Source organism: Janthinobacterium sp. TB1-E2 (genome assembly GCF_036885605.1).
Classification (GTDB): Bacteria; Pseudomonadota; Gammaproteobacteria; order Burkholderiales; family Burkholderiaceae_D; genus Janthinobacterium; species Janthinobacterium aestuarii.
In genome coordinates, this window is record NZ_CP142523.1 from 6,048,387 (window position 1) to 6,071,382 (window position 22,996).

A 22,996-nucleotide genomic window follows, 5' to 3' on the forward strand; every position below is an offset into this window, starting at 1 on the left:
TGCAATTTGGCAGTGCCATCGCCTGTTCCCGTTACCGTCTACTGAATCGCCACGAGTCTAGAATACACATGCGACGGCATTCTGGCGGCGTACGCGACAGTCCTTACCAGTTCTCGGCGGAATTCCGCCAGGATCTGGGTAGACTCACCCATGTGCCCCACTTTTGAGAATGCGCTGCACATGCCTACTGGCTCGACGCTGCCGTCGGCTAAATGCCATGCCACACCGTAGCGCGAACGGTTCCGGCCCCTCGTGCATGAGCACCGAATACGTTTTCCAACGCTGTTTGCTAGAGTTACCTTCGTAAGCGTCTTCCCAGCGCCGTCTGGACTCCCTGACCACCGTCATTCATGATCGAATTTTGGCACAGCATTTGTGCCCACAAATTCTGATTATGGACACAAATTTTCAACCAATCACTTCGACGAATGCGCGCGGCCATTATCGGCAGCATTCTTTAGAGTTCAAGCGCGCATTGGTGGCGTTGTCGCTGGAACCGGGCGTCTCGGTGGCTCGCATTGCACGCGAACACGGCGTCAACGCCAACCAGGTGTTTAGCTGGCGCCGCCTCTATCAACAAGGACGCCTCGGCGTGCCTGCGTTGATTCGCGACGATGGCCTATTGCCAGTGGTGCTGGCGCCAACGGCGCCTGCTCCGGGCAACTCCACCGCCGACGCCGACGCCGACGCCGACGCCGACGGCACGATCATGCTGGAGCTGGGCGAAGTGCGCGTGCGAATCGAAGGCCAGCCCAACGCGGCCGCGCTGGCGCAGGTGCTCGATCGGGTTCTACGATGATCGGCCTGCCCGCCGGCACCAAGGTATGGCTTGCCGCCGGCACCACCGACATGCGCTCCGGCTTCAACGGCCTGGCTGCCAAAGTGCAGACGGCGCTGGAGGAAGATCCGTTCAGCGGCCACGTATTCGTGTTCCGGGGCCGGCGCGGCGACCTCATCAAACTCCTGTGGTGGAGCGGCGATGGCCTGTGCCTGCTGGCCAAGCGGCTTGAGCGTGGTCGCTTCATCTGGCCACAGGCTACCAACGGTTCGGTGGCGTTGACGCAGGCGCAACTGTCGATGCTGCTTGAAGGCATCGACTGGCGGCGGCCGGAACGGACCTGGAGACCAACGTCGGCCTTGTAAACGACACAAGGCTCGCGTAAACTTGGCACATGCTCAGCCCAGCCGACCTGCCCAACGACATCGCCGCCTTGAAGGTGCTGCTGCTCGCTCAAAACGAGGTGGTTGAAGGGCTGCGCGAACAGCTGAACACGCGCGCCGTCGAGATCGAGCACCTCAAGCTGCAGATCGCCAAATTGCGGCGCATGCAATTCGGCCGCAAATCGGAAAAGCTGGATCATCAAATCGAGCAGCTGGAGCTGCAACTGGAAGACCTGCAAGTCGACGAGGCCGAGGCGGCGCGCGAGATGCCGGCGGCCGACCAGGCGCCGCGAAAGAAGTCTGTGCGCCGGCCGTTGCCCGATCATTTGCCGCGAGACGAAAAGGTGTATGCGCCGCCGGCCGATGCTTGCCCGGCTTGTGGCGGCGGCCTGCGGCCGCTGGGCGAGGACGTGGCCGAGCAACTGGAGTTCGTGCCGGCCAGCTTCCGCGTGATCCGCCATGTTCGTCCGAAACTGGCGTGCTCCTGCTGCGACGCCATCGTCCAGGCGCCGGCGCCAAGCCGGCCGATTGAGCGCGGCATCGCCGGCCCCGGCCTGCTGGCGCATGTGCTGGTTGCGAAGTTCGCCGATCATCTGCCGCTGTACCGCCAGGCCGTCATTTACGCCCGCGAAGGCGTCGACCTCGATCGTGCGCTGCTGGCGGACTGGGTCGGCGCCGCTAGCGCATTGCTGCGTCCGTTGGTCGATGCCATTCGCCGCCACGTGCTGACGGCGTCGAAGCTGCATGCCGACGACACGCCGATCCCGGTGCTGGCGCCCGGCAATGGCAAAACCAAGACGGCCCGTCTGTGGACTTACGTGCGCGATGACCGGCCCGCCGGCGACACCACGCCAGCGGCGGTTTGGTTTGGCTACACGCCCGACCGCAAGGGCATCCATCCGCAAACCCACTTGGCCAAGTTCGAGGGCGTGCTGCAAGCCGATGCCTACGCTGGCTTCAACGCTTTGTTCGAAGACGGCACGATCCAGGAAGCGGCTTGCTGGGCGCACGCGCGGCGCAAATTCCACGACCTGCACGCGGCGCGCGCGACGCCGCTGACCACCGAGGCGCTGCGCCGGATCGCCGAGCTCTATGTGATCGAGGCCGAGATCCGGGGCAAGCCGCCCGACGAACGACGACAAGTTCGGCAAGCCCGCTCGCGCCCGCTGCTCGAGGACTTGGAGCACTGGCTGCGCTCCACGCTCGATACGCTGTCGCGCAAGTCCGACACGGCGGCGGCGATCCTGTACGCGCTCAAGCTCTGGCCGGCGCTGCTGCGCTACTGCGACGACGGCGCCATCGAGATTGACAACTCGGCGGCCGAACGCGCCTTGCGTGGTGTCGCCATTGGTCGGCGCAACTATCTGTTCGCCGGCACCGACAGCGGCGGCGAACGGGCCGCCGCGATCTACTCGTTGATCGGCACGGCCAAGCTGAACGGTGTCGCACCCGAAGCCTGGTTGCGTCACGTGCTGACGCATATCACCGATCATCCCGTCAACCGGGTTGATGACTTCTTGCCTTGGAACTGCAAGCTGCCAGCAGCCCTTTGAGATCACGCCGCTTCCCAGCGGTGTTGTGACTTTCTGAAATAGACGCGACGAAAGGTATTGCGGCACAGGGCTAGGCCAACTTGATTTTGCTAAAAGCTGCGACGATTTTTCGCTGAATAGCTGCGACTAATCCAAAGGGATAACGAAATGGCTGCGAACGACGTCGTCCCTGAACTGACAACTTCCGTAACGCCACCAGCAGAGGCAGGGAGCGGCTGGTTCCGCCCCAGGCTGGGTGAAAACTTCAAATCTCAAAATATTTGTGGGTAGGGTTACCATTCCCGCCACCGAGAAAACGGGGTAGCGCGCGTTTTGAGAGGCCGATTTTTGAAGAACCAGAATTTTTCTGCGTTTCCACACAGCCTGGCCTCAAAGCAGAAGTTCAGCTTGGCGGCAGAGGTCTCCCTAAGCGCACCCTCCCCACACTGTCATTTTCGAAATGTTGAGTGATGAGCAATCCATATATACCTAGAGATCGGAGAATGTAGTGTAGGACGGGAGCGATTCGCATAGCAAAACTAATATGCGGTTTACTTGCACACAGGACACAGATATAGTCTAGGCAACAAATTAGTGCGGACCTGATTGGAGCATTTAGGCATGAACTCATCTTATACCCGTCCCATCAGGCCTGTAATCCTTGTCGTGGACGACACGCCGGATAATCTTCTGTTGATGGCCAACTTGCTCAAGGATAGTTATACGGTCAAAGCAGCGAATAACGGCGAGAAAGCACTGCGCATCGCGCGCGATGCACCGCCGCCCGACCTCATCCTGCTTGACATCATGATGCCTGGGATGACCGGCCACGAAGTGGCGCAGGCACTGCAGGGCGACCCGGCCACGCGCGACATACCCATCATCTTCTTGACCGCTATGGCCTCCAGCGAGGACGAGACGCACGGTCTGGAGCTGGGCGCGGCCGATTACATCACCAAACCGATCAGCCCGCCCGTGGTGCTGGCGCGCGTACGCACCCAACTCAAGGTCAAAGACGCGGCCGACTTCCTGCGCGACAAGAACGAGTACCTGGAACAGGAAGTCCAGCGCCGCACGCGCGAGCTGGGCGCGATCCAGGATGTCACGATCCACGCCATGGCCTCGCTGGCCGAGACGCGTGACAACGAGACCGGCAACCACATCCGCCGCACCCAGCACTACGTCAAGGTGCTGGCCGAACATCTGAGCGAGCATCCGCGCTTCCGCGCTTTCCTCGACCCCGACACCATCAAGCTCTTGTTCAAGTCGGCGCCGTTGCACGACATCGGCAAGATCGGCATCCCCGACCGCATCTTGCTCAAGCCTGGCCGCTTCGAACCCGAGGAATTCGAGATCATGAAGACCCACACCACGCTCGGGCGCGACGCCATCGCCCACGCCGAACAACAACTGGGCATGGACGTCGACTTCCTGCGCCTGGCCAAGGAGATCGCCTACTCACACCAGGAAAAATGGGACGGCAGCGGCTACCCCGAAGGCCTGGCCGGCGACGCCATCCCGATTTCGGCGCGGCTGATGGCGGTGGCCGACGTCTACGACGCCCTGATCAGTCGTCGCGTCTACAAGGAAGGCATGCCGCATGAAAAGGCAGTGCAGATCATCGCCGAGGGGCGCGGCTCGCACTTCGATCCCGACGTCTGCGACGCCTTCCTGGCCAACCTGCCCGCCTTCCAGCAGATCGCCGCGCGCTACGCCGACAGCGACCAGGACATGGCCAAGCAGGCTGCCGCCATCGCACACACCCTGCCTGCACAGTGAGCGCCGGCATGCGTTCGCCCCTGGCTTATCTTGAACGGCTGCGCCTGCGCCAGAAGCTTGCGGCCGGCTTTTGCGCAGTGCTGCTGCTGGCCCTGGCGCTGGGGTTGCAAAGCCTGCGCACCCAAGACCAGTTGAGTAGCGACATGCAGCGCCTGCTCAGCGAGGGCATGATCGGCATCGTACAGGTCAAGGAGGCCCGCATCCAGCTCAACCGCTTCGAGCTAATGCTGCACAAGGTGGCCAACGCCCCGGACCCTGTTGCCGTCGACAAGGCGCTCGAACAGCTAGACAAGACGCGCGAGCAGCTACACTTTGCCGTCGACGAGGCCCGCGCCACCCTGCTGCGCATCGACAACCAGCAACGCCATAACGTCTTTGAAAGCATGCTGGCGCGCGCCGAGCGCATCGCCGACGAGGCAATCGAACTGGCGCGGCTGCACCGCAACGCCGAAGCCAACGCCCTGCTCAACAGCGAGCGCTTCCAGCACGCGATGCGCACCGCCGACCGGCAGATGGCCGAGATCGCCGCCGTCAAGGATTCCAACGCCCGCAGCACCATCTACCAGATTCGCCAATTCGCCCTCACCAGCAGCACCCTCACCTACGCCCTGCTGATCGGTGGCCTGGCGGTGGCGCTGCTATGCGCCTGGTGGATCAGCATCTCGATCCGGCGCCCGGTCAACCGCCTGCGCGAGGCGGTCGATGCGCTGGCCGCCGGCCAGCTCGACAGCGTGATTCCGCATACTGACTACCAGAACGAAACGGGCGACCTGGCCCGCGCCATCGCCAAGTTGCAGGTCGAATCGCGCCAGCTCGACATGCAGCGCTGGATCAAGTCGCAGGAAGCCTCGATCCAGGCCGAACTGCAGCAAGCGGCCAGCCTTGACCAGGCCGCGCAGCGCCTGTTGACGCTACTCGCGCCGCTGGTGCAGGCTGGCCAGGGCGCGCTCTACTTGCTTGACGAAAACGCCGCCGCATTGCGCCTTGCCGCCAGCTACGCCGCCGATCCGGACCATCCGCCGGCGCCGCAACTGGCGTTGGGCAGTGGCCTGCTGGGTCAGTGCGCGCAGGACCGCCAGCCGCTCCGGCTCGACGCCCTGCCGGACGACTACGTGCAGATTCACTCGCAACTGGGGCGGTCGCGCCCACGCCACCTGCAGGTGCTGCCACTGCTGCACGGCGAGCGCCTGATGGGCGTGCTGGAGCTGGCCGGCTTCGACGCTCCCAGCGAATCGGGCCGGGTGCTGATGGACGAGCTGCTGCCCAAACTGGCGATGTCGCTGGAAATCAAGGCACGCAGCCACGCGGTGCAGGCCATGGCGATCGAACTCGAAGCGCAGCAGGTGGTGCTGAAAGCCACCGAGGCCTGGTATCGCGGCATCATCGAGGCTGCGCCGGACGGCATGCTGGTAATCGATGTGCACGGCCTGATCATGATGACCAACCCGCAGCTCGACCAGCTGTTCGGCTACGAGGCCGGCGAGTTGGCCGGCTTGCCGATCGAAACGCTGGTGCCGCCGGAGGCGCACGGGCGCCACGTCGGCTCGCGCAATGGTTTCATCGAGCAAGGCACGGCACGCCAGATGGGCATGACAGGCGCCGACCTGCACGGTATGCGCAAGGATGGCAGCCGCTTCTCGGTCGAGATCGGCCTGTCGCGGCTGCCGGCTATCGCCGAGCGCGGCGTTTGCGTGTGCGCCTCGGTGCGCGACATCAGCGACCGCAAGCTGGCGGAGGCCGAGGTTCTGCGCGCCAAGGAGATCGCCGAGGACGCTACGCGCGCCAAGAGCGATTTCCTGGCCAACATGAGCCACGAGATCCGTACGCCGATGAACGCAATTATCGGCATGAGCCATCTGGCGCTACGCACCGATCTCGACAAAAAACAGCGCAACTACATCGAGAAGGTGCACCGCTCGGCCGAGAACCTGCTGGGCATCATCAACGACATTCTTGACTTCTCCAAGATCGAAGCGGGCAAGATGAACATAGAGCAGGCCCCGTTCCGGCTGGAGGACGTGCTGGAGAATTTCGCCAGCATGATCGGCCTGAAGGCCGAGGAAAAAGGCCTGGAACTACTGTTCGCCACTTCGGCCGACCTGCCGACCGCATTGGTAGGCGATTCGCTGAGGCTGGGTCAGGTATTGGTCAACCTCGGCAACAACGCCGCCAAGTTCACCGAACGCGGTGAGATCGTGGTCGGGATCGAGATGGCTGCCGACGCCGGGGATCAAGTCGAGCTTCACTTCTGGGTGCGCGACAGCGGTATCGGCATGACGGCCGAGCAGTGCGAACGCATGTTCCACTCGTTCAGCCAGGCAGACAGCTCGACCACGCGCAAATACGGAGGCACCGGGCTAGGTCTGGCCATCTCCAAGAAGCTGGTGGAGCTGATGGATGGCCGGATCTGGGTCGAGAGCATGCCGGGCGAGGGCTCGACCTTCCACTTCAGCGCCCGTTTCGGACGCCAGACCGAGGTGCAGCCGCGCCGCATGTTCCACGCCGACGAGCTGCTCGGCCTGCGCGTGCTGGTGGTCGACGACAACGCCAGCGCGCGCGAAATCTTGTCGACAATGGCTCGCAGTTTCGGCTTGGAGGTGGACCTCGCCGACAGCGGCCACAGCGCGCTGCGCACCATGGTCGAGGCTGAGCGCAAAAGCCTGCCCTACGACTTGGTGCTACTGGACTGGCGCATGCCGGGCATGGACGGCGTCGAAACGCTGCAGCGCATGCAGAGCGGCGCCGTGACTCACATCCCTTCTGTCATCATGGTGACTGCCTTCGGCCGGGACGACGCTCAGGAAGCGGCGGCGCTCCAGCAGGTGGCGCTGCCAGCCGTGCTGACCAAGCCAGTCACCCCGTCGACGCTGCTCGAAGCAATCGGCGAGGTACTGGGCAAGGGCGTGGTGGCCGAAACGCGCCAGGCAGAGCGACAGGACCGCAGCGCGGCCGACCAGGCCCGCATGGCCGGCGCCCGCCTGCTGCTGGCCGAGGACAACGATATGAACCAGGAGCTAGCGCGCGAGCTGCTTGAAAGCGCTGGCATCGTGCTCACCATCGTAGGCGATGGGCAACAGGCGCTGGACCTACTGGCTCAAGCCGGGACCGTCGCCTTCGACGGCGTGCTGATGGACTGCCAGATGCCAGTGATGGATGGCTACGAAGCCACCCGCCGCCTGCGCGCCCAACCCCGCTACGCTCAGCTGCCGATCATCGCCATGACCGCCAACGCCATGGCCGGCGACCGCGAAATGGCGTTGACTGCCGGCATGAATGACCACATCTCCAAGCCGCTGAACGTCACCGCCATGTTCGCCACCATGAGCAAGTGGATCCGCCCGGCGCAGTCGGCATTAGCAGCGCCCCCAGCGGGGCAGCCAGATTCCGCAGGCAAAGTGGTTGCGGCCCTACCTGCCGAACTCCCCGGTATCGACCAGCGCGCCGGCCTGGCGACCAGCATGGGCCGGCAGGACCTTTACCTGCGCATGCTGGTGCGCTTCCGCGACGGCCACGCTAGACTGCGGGGGGAATTTGAGGCTGCGCGGCAAAGCGATGACCCCACAGCGGCGGCGCGGGTAGCCCACACCTTGCGCGGCACCGCCGGCAACGTCGGTGCCAAAGGCGTGGCGGCGACAGCTACCGCACTGGAACTGGCATGCAAAGCTGGTGTAGCCGAAGCCGAACTGGCTGTGCTGCTGACGGCGGTCGAAAACGAACTGGCGCCGGTGCTGCTCGGCCTGGCGGCGCTGGGCAACTATACTGCAGCGGCAGAGAACACCCGGGCCGGGGCCATCGCAGCGGCTCCCGCCCTGCCGCCGGACGCGACCGCCACACTTGCCCAGCTGCGCAAGCTGCTGGCCGACAGCGATACCGCCGCGCTGGATGTGCTGGAGACATTGGAATCGCAAGCCGCCGGCCACCCGCTGGCGCGACAGCTGCGCAAAGTCAGCCAGGCAATTGAACGCTTCGACTTCGACGCTGCGCTGGAAGCGCTTGATGCCGTGGTGCAGCCAGCCTGACAAGCAAGGCCGCCGCGCGATTCGCCTTAGGCCGGGGGCGGCACCGACGGCAGGCTGACAATCAGGGTGGTGGTCTGGAGCTCGTCATCGACGGCGAAGGCCACCTCGCCGTATTGCGCGCGCGCCAGTAGGCGTGCCGAATAAGTGCCCAGGCCGGTGCCGCCGGACTTACCGTCGGTGACGAACTTGTCAAAGAAGCGTTCGCGTATCGGTTCCGGGATCACACCCTTGTTGACTATCTCGATGCGCAACGGGCTTCCGGTGTACAGCGTGGCAATGACACGGGTGCGCTCTGGCGCTGCCTCGCAGGCGTTCTTGATCAGATTATTCAGCAGCGAATAGGTCAACATTGCATCGCCCAGCGCTAGCGGAGCGTCGATGCCGACATCGAAATCGGTGTCGACCGCCAACACCAGCTGCTTACCCGCGTAAGTGGCGCGTGCCGTCTCAACCACCCGCCGCAACATGTCGCTGATGGGCAGCGGCGCTGCATGGAGCACGTATTTTCCCGTCTCGATCTTGTACAGCTCGGTGGACAGGTTGACCATGTCGGTCACCTGCAGCATGGCCTGCTCGGCCAGCCGCAAATTCTCAAGCTGTCGGCGGTCCATGTCGGCGGCGTCGATCAGCGACTGCACTATGCCGATGGCGCCGGCCAGCGGTCCCTTGAGGTCGTGCCGCGTCATGGCCTCGACGTCATCGCGCAGGCGGGCGATGGCGAGCATGTTGTCGTAATCGGCTTGCAGGTGGCGGCGCAGCTCGACGTAGCGCATGAAGTTGTCGACCCGCAGCTTCAGCTGGGCCGGGTCGATTGGCTTGGTAATGAAGTCCACCGCGCCCAACTCCATGCCTTGCAGGCGCGCGGCGTCGTCGGTAAGGGCGGTGACGAAGATGATGGGTACATTTTCTGCGCTGGGATGCTCGCGCATGCGGCGCGCCACTTCAAAACCGTCCATGCCGGGCATCATCACGTCCAGCAGCACTAGGTCTGGCGGCGTGTCGCCACAGCACAAGGCCAGTGCTTTCTCGCCGTTGTGCGCTGCCTTGATGCGGTAGCGGCCCTTGAACACATTGGCCAGCACGTACAAGTTGTCAGCGGTGTCGTCGACCAGGAGCAATGTCGGAGGCAACGGTTCCCTTGATTGTAAATGGACCGCCGCCGGTGGCTTGACGATCACATCGTCCACGGGTGTGGCGGCCTGCGGCGCGTCGATGTTCGTTTCCTTATCCGGCGCCGGTGCTGCAACCTGATGCGCCATCGCCCGCTTGATGCTGGTGGCCAGCCGGCCCGCCGTGTAGGGTTTGACTAGCAGGTCGCTGACACCGCTGCTGATGGCCGTTTCGATGCGGCTGCGCTCGGCCTCGGCGGTGATCATAATAAACGGCATGTGCACATGGCGCGGACTGGAACGAATCATCTGCAGTAGGGCGATGCCGGTCAACGCCGGCATATTCCAGTCGGAGATCACCAAATCATAACGCTTGCGCTCAATCATGCGCCAAGCTTCAGAGCCATCGGCTGCGAGATCCACCGATCCGTAGCCAAGCGAGGCCAGTTGGCCAGCCGTGACCTTGCGCATTGTTTCAACATCATCAACCACCAGTATTCTCAGCACTTGTGCCATGTCTCCCCCATGTGAGGCCTGCTACGTGGGGTAGCACACCGTTTCATTTATTATGCGGCATTTTTTTATCGATTTGAAATGAAAGCATTTCAAGCCGTCAAGGTCGGCTTCTGGCCCAGGCTGTATAAAAACGTCAATCGCTGTGACGCCATCATCGATCAAATCCTGCAACTAGCCAAGACGTCACTGGGCAGACGCTTACTTACCTTCTTCATGCTTCAACTTTGGAAAAACCTACGTAACCCGCGTCAGGAGCGGTATTGGACGGAACGCGCAGAGATACGCTCACCATTTGAAGTCAAATGCACGAGCCAGTTATTTGGCGAGTCAACAAAGACCCCGAGCAACATTTCGCGAAACTTCTCTTTCGAGTACGACATGTCTGGACCAATGTCAGCAAGGGTCCCAGCCAGGTAATCTGGCAATCGGATGAGGGCATCGAACCTATGCTGACCAGTCTTCTCGGGTAGCTCGAAAAGGGTCTTGGGCAGGTCAAGTATCAAATTACCCTGGTCATTGCGGATGAGTCCCGTCCGGCTAGAAGACATAAGAATGAAATAGAGGTAAGCAAGATCGTAGACGATCGTATCATTGTGCTCAATGAGCTTGTCACGGTCCGAAATCCACCGTAGATAGCCCGCTCCGGTCGCATTCGTAACCAAATAGAACAGCGTAGCAGCGAATCCCGATGCGAGATGAATCTGGCGCGACAGCTTCTCGTTCATCTGCTTTCGACCCAAGTCCTTCTCAAAAATGCCTAGCCGCCTCAGCACCTCGTCAAAGTAACCAGGGTTTACCGAGGAACTAGCCGGCGAGTTCGTACGCAAAGCTCTCACAAGTTCGCAAGCATCAGGAATAAAGCTTGCCATGTCTTCGACGCGCAGGTAGTCACGTAAGAGTGCTGAATCTCGGTTGATAACAAACGACACGCTAAACGTCACGGGCTGTGGGGAAGTTAAATACTGCATCAACCCGAGAGGTACTTGTCTGATGTTCTTGATGTCCCGGGGTGCGACTCCCGAAATATATTCACTGATGTTCTCTGTCTTGTCGTGATTGGCGATGACCACAAACGAGAAGACATCGTTTTTTTTACCCTCATCACCAAGACAGTAGTCCGATACGATCGTCCACGGCATCCCGGCGGGATAAGCAGCAAACCAATTCTTCATGCGCAGCTGCATTGTGGTTGTCGCACTCATCAATATCGGCAGCAAATCGATCATCCATCCGTCCTTGTATTAAGGGATCTGTACTCTGGGCATCCTTGAAATTATCCTTGGTTCTTAAGCCTGCGGAGAAAGGTGCGCGCTGTTACCAATGCCAAATGCAGACGGAAAGTGCTCCTATCGTCATCGGATAGGCCTGGGTGCGACCCTTCCGTATGCAGCATCTTGAACAGCCCATTGATATAATTCTTGCCATCTAAAGTCCACTCGTTACGCTGAACCGACAGGAACCCATTGTTTGCCAGCATTGCACGTCTGTTCTCGGAACTGGTCGTGGTTGCAGCTTGGGCTTCGTTAATGTGGCTGGCTATCCCGTCGAACAGGCTCTCCATGAAGGTACGAGTCTGGCTGTTCGCGGCAGCCCAGTCACCGCGCGTGTGTGCCTCAATGGCTTGGTCGAGGTGTCCCTTGCTAACCGTAAAGTCAAAGTGATTCAGAAGCTGATGTACCTCATCATCGGCCGCAGGAAGGTCAATCTCGGCCGGGAGTGCCGATCGAAGGAAGGGGACCTCTCCCATACTTGAGTCTTGATTCCACTGAATCACAAAGCCGTCCAGAGCCAATGCGCGCAGCAGACGGTCTTGCTGTTCCTGCTGCGAATAACGGCTGGACGAAGTAAGGGCAACTGCTTCCCGGACAACGGCCTCAGCCAAGGTCACTCGACCGTCGATTGTGGGAATAATTGTTGCACCCGCTCTCGCGACCTCGCGCGCAAGTAGCGCCACCTTCTTTGACACGCTCAGGCTGGTATCAAACGGAATGCTATTCTCCAGGCCCAACTTGAAGACCATTTGGTCGAATTTTGCCTGACTAAGAGAGCCGTCGAGCATGGCGACTGCCGCTGCTATAGTGGGACGGGTAAAATGATTGACTCGCATATCAAGCTCTCAATAGATTTGGTAGCGTAGGAAGCTCTCTAGCGGTTATTCGGGCTTCTGCCGCCTGGACCTGCTGAATTGTTCAAGAGCCTCGACTGCAGCCTCTTCGAGCGCTTATGGAATGATGTTAGGCAGTATTATAACCTCGCAGTCGACCGGCTCTACACCTTCGATTTACAGTCCTATAGTACGACTTCCTACAAGGAAAATGCCATCCAGTCAGGAAGCTTCATCTTTCATCGGTGCTGAAAATATTAGCTGCCAATGCTCTACATCGACCCAACGTCCAGACTTGAATCCAACCTCTTTGAACCTCGCCACTTACTGAAATCCCAACGTTTCGTGCAGGGCGACGCTGGCGGGATTGGGCAGCGCGATGCCGCCGATGACCAGATGGTAGATCTTCACGTACTTGAACGCTCACGAATAATCACTCGTTCAAGTACCGACAGAACTTCAGCTGTTCACTAGACTATGGATATGATCCCAATCAAAGGTAACCGATGACCACCCCACAGACCAAGAATGCAAGAAAAATATGTGAACAGATCCTCATCAATCAGAAGCTGAGTAACGTCAAGCTCGGCATCCTCCGCAGCGAGAATGCTGTCGCAGATAGGCTGCTTGCGCGTGGTTTGGAGTTGACGAAAGCGTATGAAGAACTGCATCGCAAGCTTTGTCACTATCCTGGCGCTTTACAGGCTTTTCTGGAAGTCGTTCTCACCACAGGCGCATTTTGGAGCCTGGAGGACATCGCCGAAGCACGCAAGGCACGTGGAGAACTCAACCATATCAACCAACAGATCGGACGCTTGGCGACTGAGGTTGCGCACCTCCTGACACAGCGCGACCAGCTTCACAACACGTCGGGATTCCGCGACGACACCTATTTTCATGTCTGCGACTTGATCAAGGGAGCTGGTAAAAACAACAGCGAGTTCGTCAACCGCGTTCAAGAACGTTTTGAACAGCTTCCGGCGCAGTTTTCCCTTAAATACTGGCCGACACTCAGCGACGTGATGCTTGAACTGTCGTCCGATGCCAAGAGTGCGATCCAGGAAGCCTCAGATCGGCTGACAGACGTTGCCACATCAGCCTTACGTCCCTCCAGAGCTGATTTCTTTAAAACCTTTTTTGTCGCCATCAAAGAAAAAAGTGGTCGTCCCATCGGGCCGCTGCCAAGTGGACTCATACTCACCGACAATACGCTGGCTTCTTTGGTGAACTGTGCGTTGGACCTGGACGACGAGAGTCTGGTGGATGCGGCGTATGTGAAAGGGGTACGTCAAAGAGAACGCCAAGCATCGCAGCAGTAACAACCCAGCCCAGGCTGCGCTGTTACTTGTGTGCCCATATAGCAGCGTCCATGGATAGATGCATGATGTCGCTGAACGAAAAATGCAGCACATTGAAGTCAAGTGCCAATAGAGCCACACAAGTCGATATAATTCGTAAACTAGGAATCGCGGCGAGTTCAATGACAGCGCAATTTACACATGAGAACCACTACGTTCCTCAAAGCTACTTGAAGCGGTGGGCTGGCTTAGACGGCAAAATTTGGACGAGTCGCTTGCTTGTACCGGACGAGAGAATGCCGTTATGGAAGCCAGCCTCCGCGAGAGGGATCGCTAAACATCAAAATTTATACACCCGAATCGCCGCCGGCCGAGACACCGACGAGATCGAACGCTGGCTGAATGAAGAGTTTGAGACTCCAGCGCAAGCATCAATCGAAAAAGCAATTGCTGATGAGCGCCTAAGTCCTCAAGATTGGCGCCAAATTATTCGCTTCGTCGCAGCCCAAGACGTGCGCACGCCAGCTACACTGCACGAATCAATGAAGCGTTGGGAAACAAACCTTCAAACCACAATCGAAGAAATACTCACAGAAACCGTGAATAAGTTCTCGGAAGCGAAGCAGAGCGGTGTGGCAGTTGAGACTTCCTCGTCCCCTCATGCAGAATATTTCCCCATCAGGACGACTATAGAATTGTTGCCCGGCGTTGAGCATGGCCATATCGGCGTAGAAATGATTGCTGGTCGTGGCTTATGGCTATTTAGCTTGAGACATCTACTGACAAAAACGCTGCAGGTACTATTCACGCACAGATGGACAATTTTAAAATGCCCAGAGGGAATGAGTTGGCTTACTAGCGACGACCCTGTGGTGAAACTAAATTACAACTCGGCAAAGAGCTATGATTTTCTGGGTGGTTGGGGAAGTGTTGGTACAGAGATTTACATGCCTCTTGGTCCCCGCCATTTGCTGTACACAAGGATCGGTCATCGTCCTCCGGACAGAGGCACAGTCTTATCACTTGAGCTTGCAAATTACTTTCAGCGATTCACAGCTGAAAATGCGCATAGATTTATATTCTCCAGGGATCAAGATAATCGTTTGCCTGAGCTTCGGCGCCGCCACGTCAGCGCCGAAGCTTTCGAGTCCGAAGCGAAGCAATGGAAAAACTGGCATGCGCAACAAACGAAGGCTGAGCAGGATTTGCTCGTGTCTTAACTAGGAATAATGACATCGCACTTCACTCTTCCTTCATCGAATTGGCCTGCTTGGCCAAATGTGTCGCAAATTATCGACCTACACGCGGCCATCTGTCTGAATTTTACAAAACGAAGTAATGAAAGGCAACAAGGCACGGATACAAATCGGCGCCTCCCCTCAAGCAAAAAAGTGTACAGAGATCTATTCAAGAATATATTAAAGCTACTTGGCAAAACAACCTTGACTCACGATATCATTCAAGAAGGGCGCACCTCAGATTTGACACTGTGGGAATTTTAAGTCCTTGATTTCCAAGAGGGCTGATTCAAGTTTCTATTCCGACGTAACAAGGCACCGCCGGGCACGTCGAATACAGGCATTGTACGCTCCGTGCCGACGCCGGGCCTGCGGCGCCGGGTGAAGCAGAATGCGTTTCAGTCCCCATTTTGCGCAGTTCATCGCATTTCCACTCAGCAAGCGTGTCCGATTTGCTACCTTGTCATCGACAGCACGGCAGCCGCGGCGCGGCAGCCGGCTTTTTCTGTTCCCGAACTAAAACAATCATAAAGGAAACACTATGCGTACCTTGCTGACCCTGTGCTGTGCCGTTGCCCTTGGCGGTTGCGCCATCGTCATCAACCCCAACGATGGCGAAGTGCGCCATGTCGACACGGGTGGCAATGCCATCCAGGGCAACGAGCAAGTGAGCCGCGACGTGCGCCAGGTCAGCAACATCAGCACGCTCGACATCGACAGCATGAAACGCATCGATATCAAGATCGACGTGCGCGTCGGGCCAGCTGCATCGCTGGTGATCGAAGCGGACAGCAATCTGCAGCCGCGCATCCATAGCGAAGTGAGCGGCAATACCCTGCGCATCTGGAGCGATACGAACATTCGTAGTAGCAATGGCATCCACGTCATCTACACGACGCCGCAATTGAAGAAGATCACCATTTCCGGCTCGGGCCGCCTGGTGGCCAGCGGTTTCAATGGCGACGATTTCAGCCTGGAACAACGCGGTTCGATGAAGAGCGAACTGTCGGGCACGGTGGGACGCTTCGACGTGGCCAACAATGGTTCCGGCAGCATCAACGCGGCGGCCCTCGCCAGCGGCAACACGGACGCGGTGCAGAACGGTTCGGGCACCATCCAGCTGGGCAATGTGCGCGGCGAGCGCGTCAACGTGGCCGTCAACGGCTCGGGCAGCATCAGCGCCAGCGGCGCCGTGCAGCGCCTCGACGCCAACGTGAATGGTTCGGGCGATATCAACCTGGCCGCCCTGCGCAGCGACGTTGCCTATCTGGCGAGCAACGGTTCCGGCGACGTCGATGTCACCGTCCAGAATGAAGTCAACGCCCGCGCCAGCGGTTCCGGCCGTATCACCGTGCATGGCGATCCGGCCCGCCGCACGTTGTCGGGCAAGCGCGTCAGCATCGTACGCTGAACGCGCCTTGGCGACGCATGGGAGCCGGCTTGCTATACTGTCGGCTCCTCACCCGTTCGCCTGAAATCCCATGTCATCCTCCGCCACCCTGGCATGCCGTCCTTCGTGCGGCGCCTGCTGCACCGCACCGTCCATCACCAGCCCGATTCCTGGCATGCCGGATGGAAAACCCGCAGGCGTGCGCTGCGTACAGCTGGCTGACGACAACCGTTGCAAGATCTTTGGCCGGCCGGAACGTCCCGCGTTTTGCGGCGGCTTGCAGCCATCCGAGGACATGTGCGGCAGCAGCCGCGAACACGCGATTAGCTGGCTGGCCGAGCTGGAACGGCTGACGGCGCCCTGAACGGCGCGGCGGCGGCTGGCAGATAACGGTTGACCACATCTGCACGTTTGCGTATATTCATGCACATTCCTGCACGTTTACAAGTTCACCATGTCCGCCACCCTGCTCCTCAAACAACGCCACGCGCTGATTCAGCAACAATTGCACGCCGATGGCCGCGTGCTGGCGCTGGACCTGGCGCGCCAGCTCGATGTTTCCGAAGATACGATACGCCGCGACCTGCGCGAGATGGCGGCGGCCGGCCTGTGCCAGCGCGTGTATGGCGGCGCCCTGCCGCTGGCGCCCGACGGCGGCACTTTGACGCAGCGCAAGCAGGAAGCGCCCGAGCGCAAGGCGCGTCTGGCGCAGGCGGCCGTGTCCCTCGTGCGCGCGGGGCAGGTGCTGTTTCTCGACGCGGGTTCGACCAACCTGGCCATCGCCAGCGCCTTGCCGCCGTTGGCGCTCACTGTCATCACCAACGCGCCAGCGATCGCCATGGCGCTGATGGAACGTCCGGAAATCGAGCTGATCATGGCTGGCGGCCGGGTCGACCGCCGCGCGGGCGCCAGCCTGGGGCCGCAAGCCTTGCGCACGGTCGAGCGCATGCATCCCGACCTGTGTTTCCTCGGTGCCTGCGGCGCCGATGCGGACGCGGGCGTGACGGCGTTCAACTACGACGAGGCCGAGCTCAAGCGCAGCATCGCCGGTGCCAGCAAGGCGGTAGTCGTCGCCGTCACCAGCGACAAGCTGGGCACGGCCGCGCCATTCGGCGTGCTGGCCACGGGCTTGCTGCAGCACCTGGTACTGGAAGCCGATGCCGATGCGGCCCACGTGGCCGCCTTTGAACGGCTGGGCGTGCAGATCTTGCGCGCCCGCGCCTGATTTTATCCACCCGACTCTTGAAAAGCTCCCCCATGCATCTCACAGGAACCCTGCAACAACGCGCCACGCGCCTGGTTTTCTTTGCCGCCGGCCTCGGCATGGCGGCCTGGGCCCCGCTGGTTCCCTACGCCAAGTCGCGCCTGGGCCTCGATGAAGCCACCCTGGGCATTTTGCTGCTGTGTCTGGGCGCCGGTTCGCTGTGCGCGATGCCGTTTACGGGCATGCTCACGGCACGCTTCGGCTGCCGCAAGGTCATCGTCTGCGCCGGCCTGCTGCTGACCGCCGTGCTGCCCGGCCTGTCGCTGGCCGCCACGCCGTTGCAGCTGGGCCTGGTGCTGCTGGTGTTCGGCGCGGCCATGGGCACGTTTGACGTGGCCATCAACATCCAGGCCGTGATCATCGAAAAGGCCAACGGCGGCGCCATGATGTCGGGCTTTCATGCGCTGTTCAGCGTGGGCGGCTTCGCCGGCGCGGCCTGCATGGCCCTGCTGCTGTGGCTGGGCCTGACGCCGGCCTGGTCCTGCGTCGTGGTGATGCTGCTGCTGTGCGGTGTGCTGGGCGCGGCGCAAGGCCATCTGCTGCCGACGGCGTCCGCAACCGGCGAAAAGACGCCGCTGTTCGTCATGCCGCATGGCGCCGTCATTTTCATCGGCTTGCTGTGCTTTATCGTCTTTCTGGCCGAAGGCGCGATTCTCGACTGGAGCGCCCTGTTCCTCACCACCACGCGCGGCGTGGAAGAAGCCAAGGGTGGCCTCGGCTATGCCGCCTTCGCCATCGCCATGACGGTGGGCCGCTTCACGGGCGACAAGGTGGTCAGCCGCTTTGGCGGCAAGCGGGTGCTTACTTTTGGCGGCTTGTGCGCGGCGGCAGGCTTCTTCCTGGCCGTGCTGGCGCCGCATGCCAGCCTGGCCATGCTTGGGTTCGTGCTGATCGGCCTCGGTGCGGCAAACATCGTGCCCATCCTGTTTACGGCGGCGGGCCAGCAACATGCCATGCCGGCCAGCCTGGCGGTGGCGGCCATCACCACCATCGGCTATGCGGGCATCCTGGCCGGTCCGGCCGTGATCGGCTTCGTGGCGCACGCTACCAGCCTGAATATCGCCTTCGCCATGCTGGGCGCCGCCCTGCTGCTGGTGGCGGCCAGCGCGCGCCTGGTGGCGCCGGCAAAACAGGCTTCCTGAACCCTTCCCTTGCCTGGCTGGCAGCGGCAAAAAACCGCTGTCCGCCAGCGCCCAAATCGGCTAGCCGGGCCTGCGGCATGGTAAGCTTCGACCCCGCGCACATTGCGGGCGCCGCACACTCACCCCATCCTGTCACTTATACCCGTACTTATACCCTTTTATACATCTATGGATCTCATTCTTGCGTTAAAAGCCATCATCATGGGGCTGGTCGAAGGTTTTACCGAATTCTTGCCGATTTCGTCCACCGGTCATCTGATCCTGGCCGGCAGCCTGCTCGACTTTACCAAGGATGTATCGAAAGAAGTCATGGATGTCTTCGAGATCGCCATCCAGGCCGGCGCCATCCTGGCCGTGTGCTGGGAATACCGCCAGCGCATCGGCAGCGTGCTGACCACCTTTGGCAGCGAAGCGAAGTCGCGCAAGTTCGTGCTGAACGTGGCCATCGCCTTCCTGCCGCTGGCCGTCATCGGTCTGGCGATTGGCAAGATGATCAAGCATGCGCTGTTCAAACCAGTACCGGTGGCCATGGCCTTCATCATCGGCGGCATCGTGATTTTGCTGGTGGAGCGCCGCGCGCGCACCAATCCCGTCACCGTGCGCGTCAACTCGGTCGATGAAATGACGCCGTTCGACGCCTTGAAAGTGGGCTGCGCGCAAGCGTTCGCGCTGATTCCCGGCACCAGCCGATCCGGCTCGACCATCATTGGCGGCATGCTGCTGGGCCTGTCGCGCAAGACGGCCACGGAATTCTCGTTCTTCCTGGCCATCCCCACCCTGCTGGCGGCCACCTTCTACTCGCTGTACAAGGCGCGCGATATCCTGTCGGCCACCGACGTGCCCCTGTTCGGCCTGGGCACCGTGTCCGCCTTCATCTCCGCCTTCCTGTGCGTGCGCTGGCTGCTGCGCTATATCAGCTCGCACGACTTCACGTTTTTCGCCTGGTACCGCATTGTGTTCGGCTTGCTGGTGTTGGCCAGCGCCCACTACGGCTGGGTTGTTTGGGCAGAATAAGGCACTATGAATCAAGATCTTAACCAGCGCGCGCTGCACCTGCTGCAAACCGTTTTCGGCTACCCGGCCTTCCGAGGCCAGCAAGCCGACATCGTCGACCACGTCAGCCATGGCGGCGACGCGCTGGTACTGATGCCCACGGGCGGCGGCAAGTCGCTGTGCTATCAGATTCCCGCGCTGCTGCGCGATGGCGTCGGCGTCGTCGTCTCGCCGCTGATCGCGCTGATGCAGGACCAGGTGGACGCTTTGGCCGAAGTCGGCGTGCGCGCCGCCTTCCTCAATTCCACGCAAACCTACGAAGAAGCGAGCCGCATCGAGCGCCTGGTGCGCACGGGCGGCATCGATGTCGTCTACGTGGCGCCCGAGCGCCTGATGACGCAGCGTTGCCTGGACCTGTTCCAGGCGTCGAAGATATCCCTGTTCGCCATCGACGAGGCGCATTGTGTGGCCCAGTGGGGCCACGACTTCCGTCCCGAATACATCAAGCTGTCGGTGCTGCACGAGCAGTTCCCGGACGTGCCGCGCATCGCGCTCACCGCCACGGCCGACCCGCAGACACGTGCCGAAATCGCCTTGCGTTTGCAGCTGGAAGACGCGCGCCAGTTCGTCTCGTCCTTCGACCGCCCGAACATCCGCTACCAGATCGTGGAAAAGGCGAATGGCCGCAAGCAGCTGCTCGACTTCATCAACACGGAACACGCGGGCGACTGCGGCATCGTGTACTGCCTGTCGCGCAAAAAAGTCGAAGAGACGGCGGAATTTCTGAACCAGAGCGGCATCCGCGCCCTGCCGTATCACGCTGGCATGGAGTACGCCAAGCGCAGCGCCAACCAGGCGCGCTTCCTGCGCGAAGAAAACATCGTCATGGTCGCCACCATCGCCTTCGGCATGGGCATCGACAAGCCCGACGTGCGCTTCGTGGCCCACCTGGATCTGCCGAAAAGCATCGAGGGCTATTACCAGGAAACGGGACGCGCGGGCCGCGACGGCATGGCCGCCAACGCCTGGATGGCGTACGGCTTGCAGGACGTGGTGCTGCAGCGGCGCATGATCGACGAGTCCGAAGCGGACGACACCTTCAAGCGCGTGCTGGGCGTCAAACTCGACGCCATGCTGGGCCTGTGCGAAACGCTCAGCTGCCGGCGCATGCGATTGCTCGAATACTTCGGCGAACCGGCTTCGCCGTGCGGCAATTGCGACACCTGTTTGGTGCCGCCCGTATCGTTCGACGGCACGGTGCCCGTGCAAAAACTGCTGTCGGCCATCTACCGCGTCGACCAGCGTTTCGCCGGCGGCCACGTGATCGACGTGCTACGCGGCGTGGAATCGGAACGCATCAAGACCTGGCACCACGATTCCTTGTCGGTGTTTGGCATCGGCTCGGACCTGGGCGAAGCGGAATGGAAATCGATCCTGCGCCAGGCCATCGCGCTGGGTCTCGTCTCGGTCGACCATGAACAATACAGCTCGCTGAAACTGACGGACGCCTCGCGCCCCGTGCTCAAGGGCGGCCAGAAAGTACAGCTGCGCCAGTACCAGAAACCGGTGAAAACCAGCAAGCGCAGCACCAGCGTGGCGAAGGGCTATGTCGAGACGGATCTATCGGCAAGCGAGCAGGCGATCTTCGACAAGCTGCGCTGGTGGCGCGTGGAGACGGCGCGCACGCACAACGTGCCCGCCTATGTGATTTTCGTCGACGCCACCTTGCGCGAAATCGCCAAGGCCAAGCCCACTTCGCTGGAACAGATGCGCGGCGTGAGCGGCGTGGGCGAGAAAAAACTGGCCTCGTACGGCGACGAAATCGTCGCCATGATTCTGGAGATGATTTGATGGAAGCACTCTCGCCGGACCTGATCTATCAGGCCGTGAAAATCCTGGGCGCCCAGCCTGACGCCGAAGATGCGGTGGAAGCGCAAGTACGCGCCCTGGTGCAGGACGACCTCACCGTGCGCCGCCTGGCCGACGTGGTGCCGGAAGCTTTTGGACTGGTGCTGGCGTCACACCTTCCCGGCGCCGAAAACATGACCCTGCCCAATACGTTCTGCGCGCAGGACGAGGACGGCGAATGGGTGGAGTTCCTCTTGCGCCGCGAGCCGATTTTTGTCGTCGCCGCCGATATCGCCCAGCATACCTTTCACAACGGCCCGCGCGCGCTGCTGCAAAATCTGGCCAACCGCAGCTCCTTGCTGGCGGCCATCAACAAGGGCTTGAACGCGGGCGGCTCGCTCGATGGCACGACCCTGGGTCCGCCGTCCTTCTTTGGCCTGCCCGCCGCGCTGTACCAGCCAGCGGCATCGCCCGAGACGCCTTGACCACTTTACTTTGCCTGTGCCCTTGATAACGGAACGGTCCCGCGATGGAAACCAAATGGCTGGAAGACTTCATCTCGCTCGCTGAAACGCATAATTTCAGCCGTTCCGCGGCCCTGCGCCATGTCACCCAGCCGGCATTCTCACGGCGCATCCAGTCGCTGGAAAACTGGCTCGGCATCGACCTGGTCGACCGCACCTCCTACCCGACGCGCTTGACGCCGGCCGGCGCCGTGTTCTACGAGCAGGCGCTGGAAATGCTGGGGCAGATCAACGGCGTGCGCGCCCTGTTGCGCGGCAAGCGGGCGGCCACGCAAACGAGCGTCGATTTCGCCGTGCCGCATACCCTGTCGCTGACCTTCATGCCGAAGTGGCTGACGGCGCTGGAAGAGGGTTTTGCGCCGATCAACAGCCGCCTGATGGCCCTGAACGTGCACGACGCCGTGCTGCAGCTGGTCGATGGCGGCTGCGACCTGCTGCTGTGCTACCACCATCCGCGCCAACCGGTGCAGCTGGACCCGGGCCGCTACGACATGCTGGTGATGGGCCGCGAAACCCTGCGCGCGTATGCGCGCTGCGGCCAGGACAAGGTGCCGGACTTCGTCCTGCCAGGCAGCGCCAAGGAGCCGCTGCCCTTCCTTTCCTACACCAGCAATGCCTACCTGGGACGCATGGTGGAATTGCTGCTGGCCGACGCCAAGGCGCCCCTGTTCCTGGAAACCTGCTATGAAACGGACATGGCCGAAGGCCTCAAAATGATGGCCCTGGAAGGCCGCGGCATCGCCTTCCTGCCCGAATCGGCCGTCATGCGCGACGTCAAATACAAGCACCTGGCACGCGCCGACGGCGGCGCGCCCGGCTGGGAAATCGAACTGGAAATCCGCTTGTATCGCGAACGCCCGTCCAGCCTGCGTCCCGGCAAGCAAATCGTCGAAAGCCTGTGGCAGTACCTGGTGCAGGCGCAAGATGGCAAGGCGCGCGGCGGGAAAAAACGCCGGCGCGCAGCTGTCACCACAATTCCCTCCTGATCTCCTCTAACTATGCAATAAATGCATAACCGGATGCGCACAAAGCATTGGCCGGGGCATGAGGCTATCGCCTACGATGCGGTTCCGCTGCGC

18 protein-coding genes are annotated in these 22,996 nt (G+C 61.0%); 15 read left to right on the forward strand and 3 right to left on the reverse strand.

The window, feature by feature from the left end:
• The first annotated feature begins 361 nt into the window (after positions 1 to 361).
• From tnpA to OPV09_RS27265, 5 genes are all read left to right on the forward strand, one after another.
• Complete coding sequence (gene tnpA, locus OPV09_RS27245) at positions 362 to 799, forward strand: IS66-like element accessory protein TnpA (protein ID WP_217635066.1); 438 nt, start codon at positions 362 to 364, stop codon at positions 797 to 799.
• Positions 796 to 1,143 (forward strand): IS66 family insertion sequence element accessory protein TnpB, encoded by a 348-nt coding sequence (tnpB, locus tag OPV09_RS27250; protein ID WP_034754629.1) that lies wholly within the window; start codon positions 796 to 798, stop codon positions 1,141 to 1,143. The genes tnpA and tnpB overlap by 4 nt, the downstream gene beginning before the upstream one ends.
• A gap of 29 nt (positions 1,144 to 1,172) precedes the next feature.
• Positions 1,173 to 2,714: an IS66 family transposase gene (gene tnpC, locus OPV09_RS27255; protein ID WP_338679944.1), complete on the forward strand. Its 1,542-nt coding sequence runs from the start codon at positions 1,173 to 1,175 to the stop codon at positions 2,712 to 2,714.
• Positions 2,715 to 3,314: 600 nt separating this feature from the next.
• Positions 3,315 to 4,472, forward strand: a complete 1,158-nt coding sequence (locus OPV09_RS27260; protein WP_051959249.1) for a response regulator — start codon at positions 3,315 to 3,317, stop codon at positions 4,470 to 4,472.
• Between the two features lie 8 nt (positions 4,473 to 4,480).
• Positions 4,481 to 8,491, forward strand: a complete 4,011-nt coding sequence (locus OPV09_RS27265) for a response regulator (RefSeq protein WP_034754724.1) — start codon at positions 4,481 to 4,483, stop codon at positions 8,489 to 8,491.
• A 26-nt stretch (positions 8,492 to 8,517) separates the two neighbouring features.
• Here OPV09_RS27265 and OPV09_RS27270 read toward each other — a convergent pair whose 3' ends face one another.
• From OPV09_RS27270 to OPV09_RS27280, 3 genes are all read right to left on the reverse strand, one after another.
• Entirely contained in the window at positions 8,518 to 10,116 is a 1,599-nt protein-coding gene (locus tag OPV09_RS27270) for an ATP-binding response regulator (RefSeq protein ID WP_338679948.1), read from the reverse strand.
• Positions 10,117 to 10,364: 248 nt separating this feature from the next.
• Complete coding sequence (locus tag OPV09_RS27275) at positions 10,365 to 11,342, reverse strand: hypothetical protein (RefSeq protein WP_338679949.1); 978 nt, start codon at positions 11,340 to 11,342, stop codon at positions 10,365 to 10,367.
• A 47-nt stretch (positions 11,343 to 11,389) separates the two neighbouring features.
• Positions 11,390 to 12,175, reverse strand: a complete 786-nt coding sequence (locus OPV09_RS27280; protein WP_338679950.1) for a hypothetical protein — start codon at positions 12,173 to 12,175, stop codon at positions 11,390 to 11,392.
• A 551-nt stretch (positions 12,176 to 12,726) separates the two neighbouring features.
• Here OPV09_RS27280 and OPV09_RS27290 point away from each other — a divergent pair.
• The 10 genes from OPV09_RS27290 (at position 12,727) to OPV09_RS27335 (ending at position 22,903) form a co-directional block, all read left to right on the forward strand.
• Positions 12,727 to 13,539 carry a hypothetical protein gene (locus OPV09_RS27290; protein WP_338679951.1) on the forward strand — a complete coding sequence of 271 codons (813 nt, stop codon included), beginning with the start codon at positions 12,727 to 12,729 and terminating at the stop codon, positions 13,537 to 13,539.
• A gap of 62 nt (positions 13,540 to 13,601) precedes the next feature.
• Positions 13,602 to 14,738, forward strand: coding sequence for a DUF4238 domain-containing protein (locus OPV09_RS27295; RefSeq protein WP_338679952.1), 1,137 nt, complete (start codon positions 13,602 to 13,604; stop codon positions 14,736 to 14,738).
• Between the two features lie 559 nt (positions 14,739 to 15,297).
• The gene (locus OPV09_RS27300; RefSeq protein ID WP_338679954.1) at positions 15,298 to 16,167 is read left to right on the forward strand and encodes a head GIN domain-containing protein; all 870 of its coding nucleotides are present in this window, start codon (positions 15,298 to 15,300) and stop codon (positions 16,165 to 16,167) included.
• 70 nt (positions 16,168 to 16,237) lie between these two features.
• On the forward strand, positions 16,238 to 16,510 hold the full coding sequence (locus OPV09_RS27305) for a YkgJ family cysteine cluster protein (RefSeq protein WP_319990539.1): 273 nt from the start codon (positions 16,238 to 16,240) through the stop codon (positions 16,508 to 16,510).
• Positions 16,511 to 16,600: 90 nt separating this feature from the next.
• Positions 16,601 to 17,371: a DeoR/GlpR family DNA-binding transcription regulator gene (locus OPV09_RS27310; protein ID WP_338679955.1), complete on the forward strand. Its 771-nt coding sequence runs from the start codon at positions 16,601 to 16,603 to the stop codon at positions 17,369 to 17,371.
• Positions 17,372 to 17,403: 32 nt separating this feature from the next.
• The gene (locus OPV09_RS27315; RefSeq protein ID WP_338679956.1) at positions 17,404 to 18,552 is read left to right on the forward strand and encodes an MFS transporter; all 1,149 of its coding nucleotides are present in this window, start codon (positions 17,404 to 17,406) and stop codon (positions 18,550 to 18,552) included.
• 168 nt (positions 18,553 to 18,720) lie between these two features.
• Positions 18,721 to 19,566: an undecaprenyl-diphosphate phosphatase gene (locus OPV09_RS27320; RefSeq protein WP_070302901.1), complete on the forward strand. Its 846-nt coding sequence runs from the start codon at positions 18,721 to 18,723 to the stop codon at positions 19,564 to 19,566.
• A gap of 6 nt (positions 19,567 to 19,572) precedes the next feature.
• On the forward strand, positions 19,573 to 21,396 hold the full coding sequence (gene recQ, locus OPV09_RS27325) for a DNA helicase RecQ (protein ID WP_034745931.1): 1,824 nt from the start codon (positions 19,573 to 19,575) through the stop codon (positions 21,394 to 21,396).
• Positions 21,396 to 21,878, forward strand: coding sequence for a hypothetical protein (locus OPV09_RS27330; protein WP_319990536.1), 483 nt, complete (start codon positions 21,396 to 21,398; stop codon positions 21,876 to 21,878). The genes recQ and OPV09_RS27330 overlap by 1 nt, the downstream gene beginning before the upstream one ends.
• Positions 21,879 to 21,922: 44 nt before the next feature.
• Positions 21,923 to 22,903: a LysR family transcriptional regulator gene (locus OPV09_RS27335; protein WP_338679958.1), complete on the forward strand. Its 981-nt coding sequence runs from the start codon at positions 21,923 to 21,925 to the stop codon at positions 22,901 to 22,903.
• Positions 22,904 to 22,996: the final 93 nt, after the last annotated feature.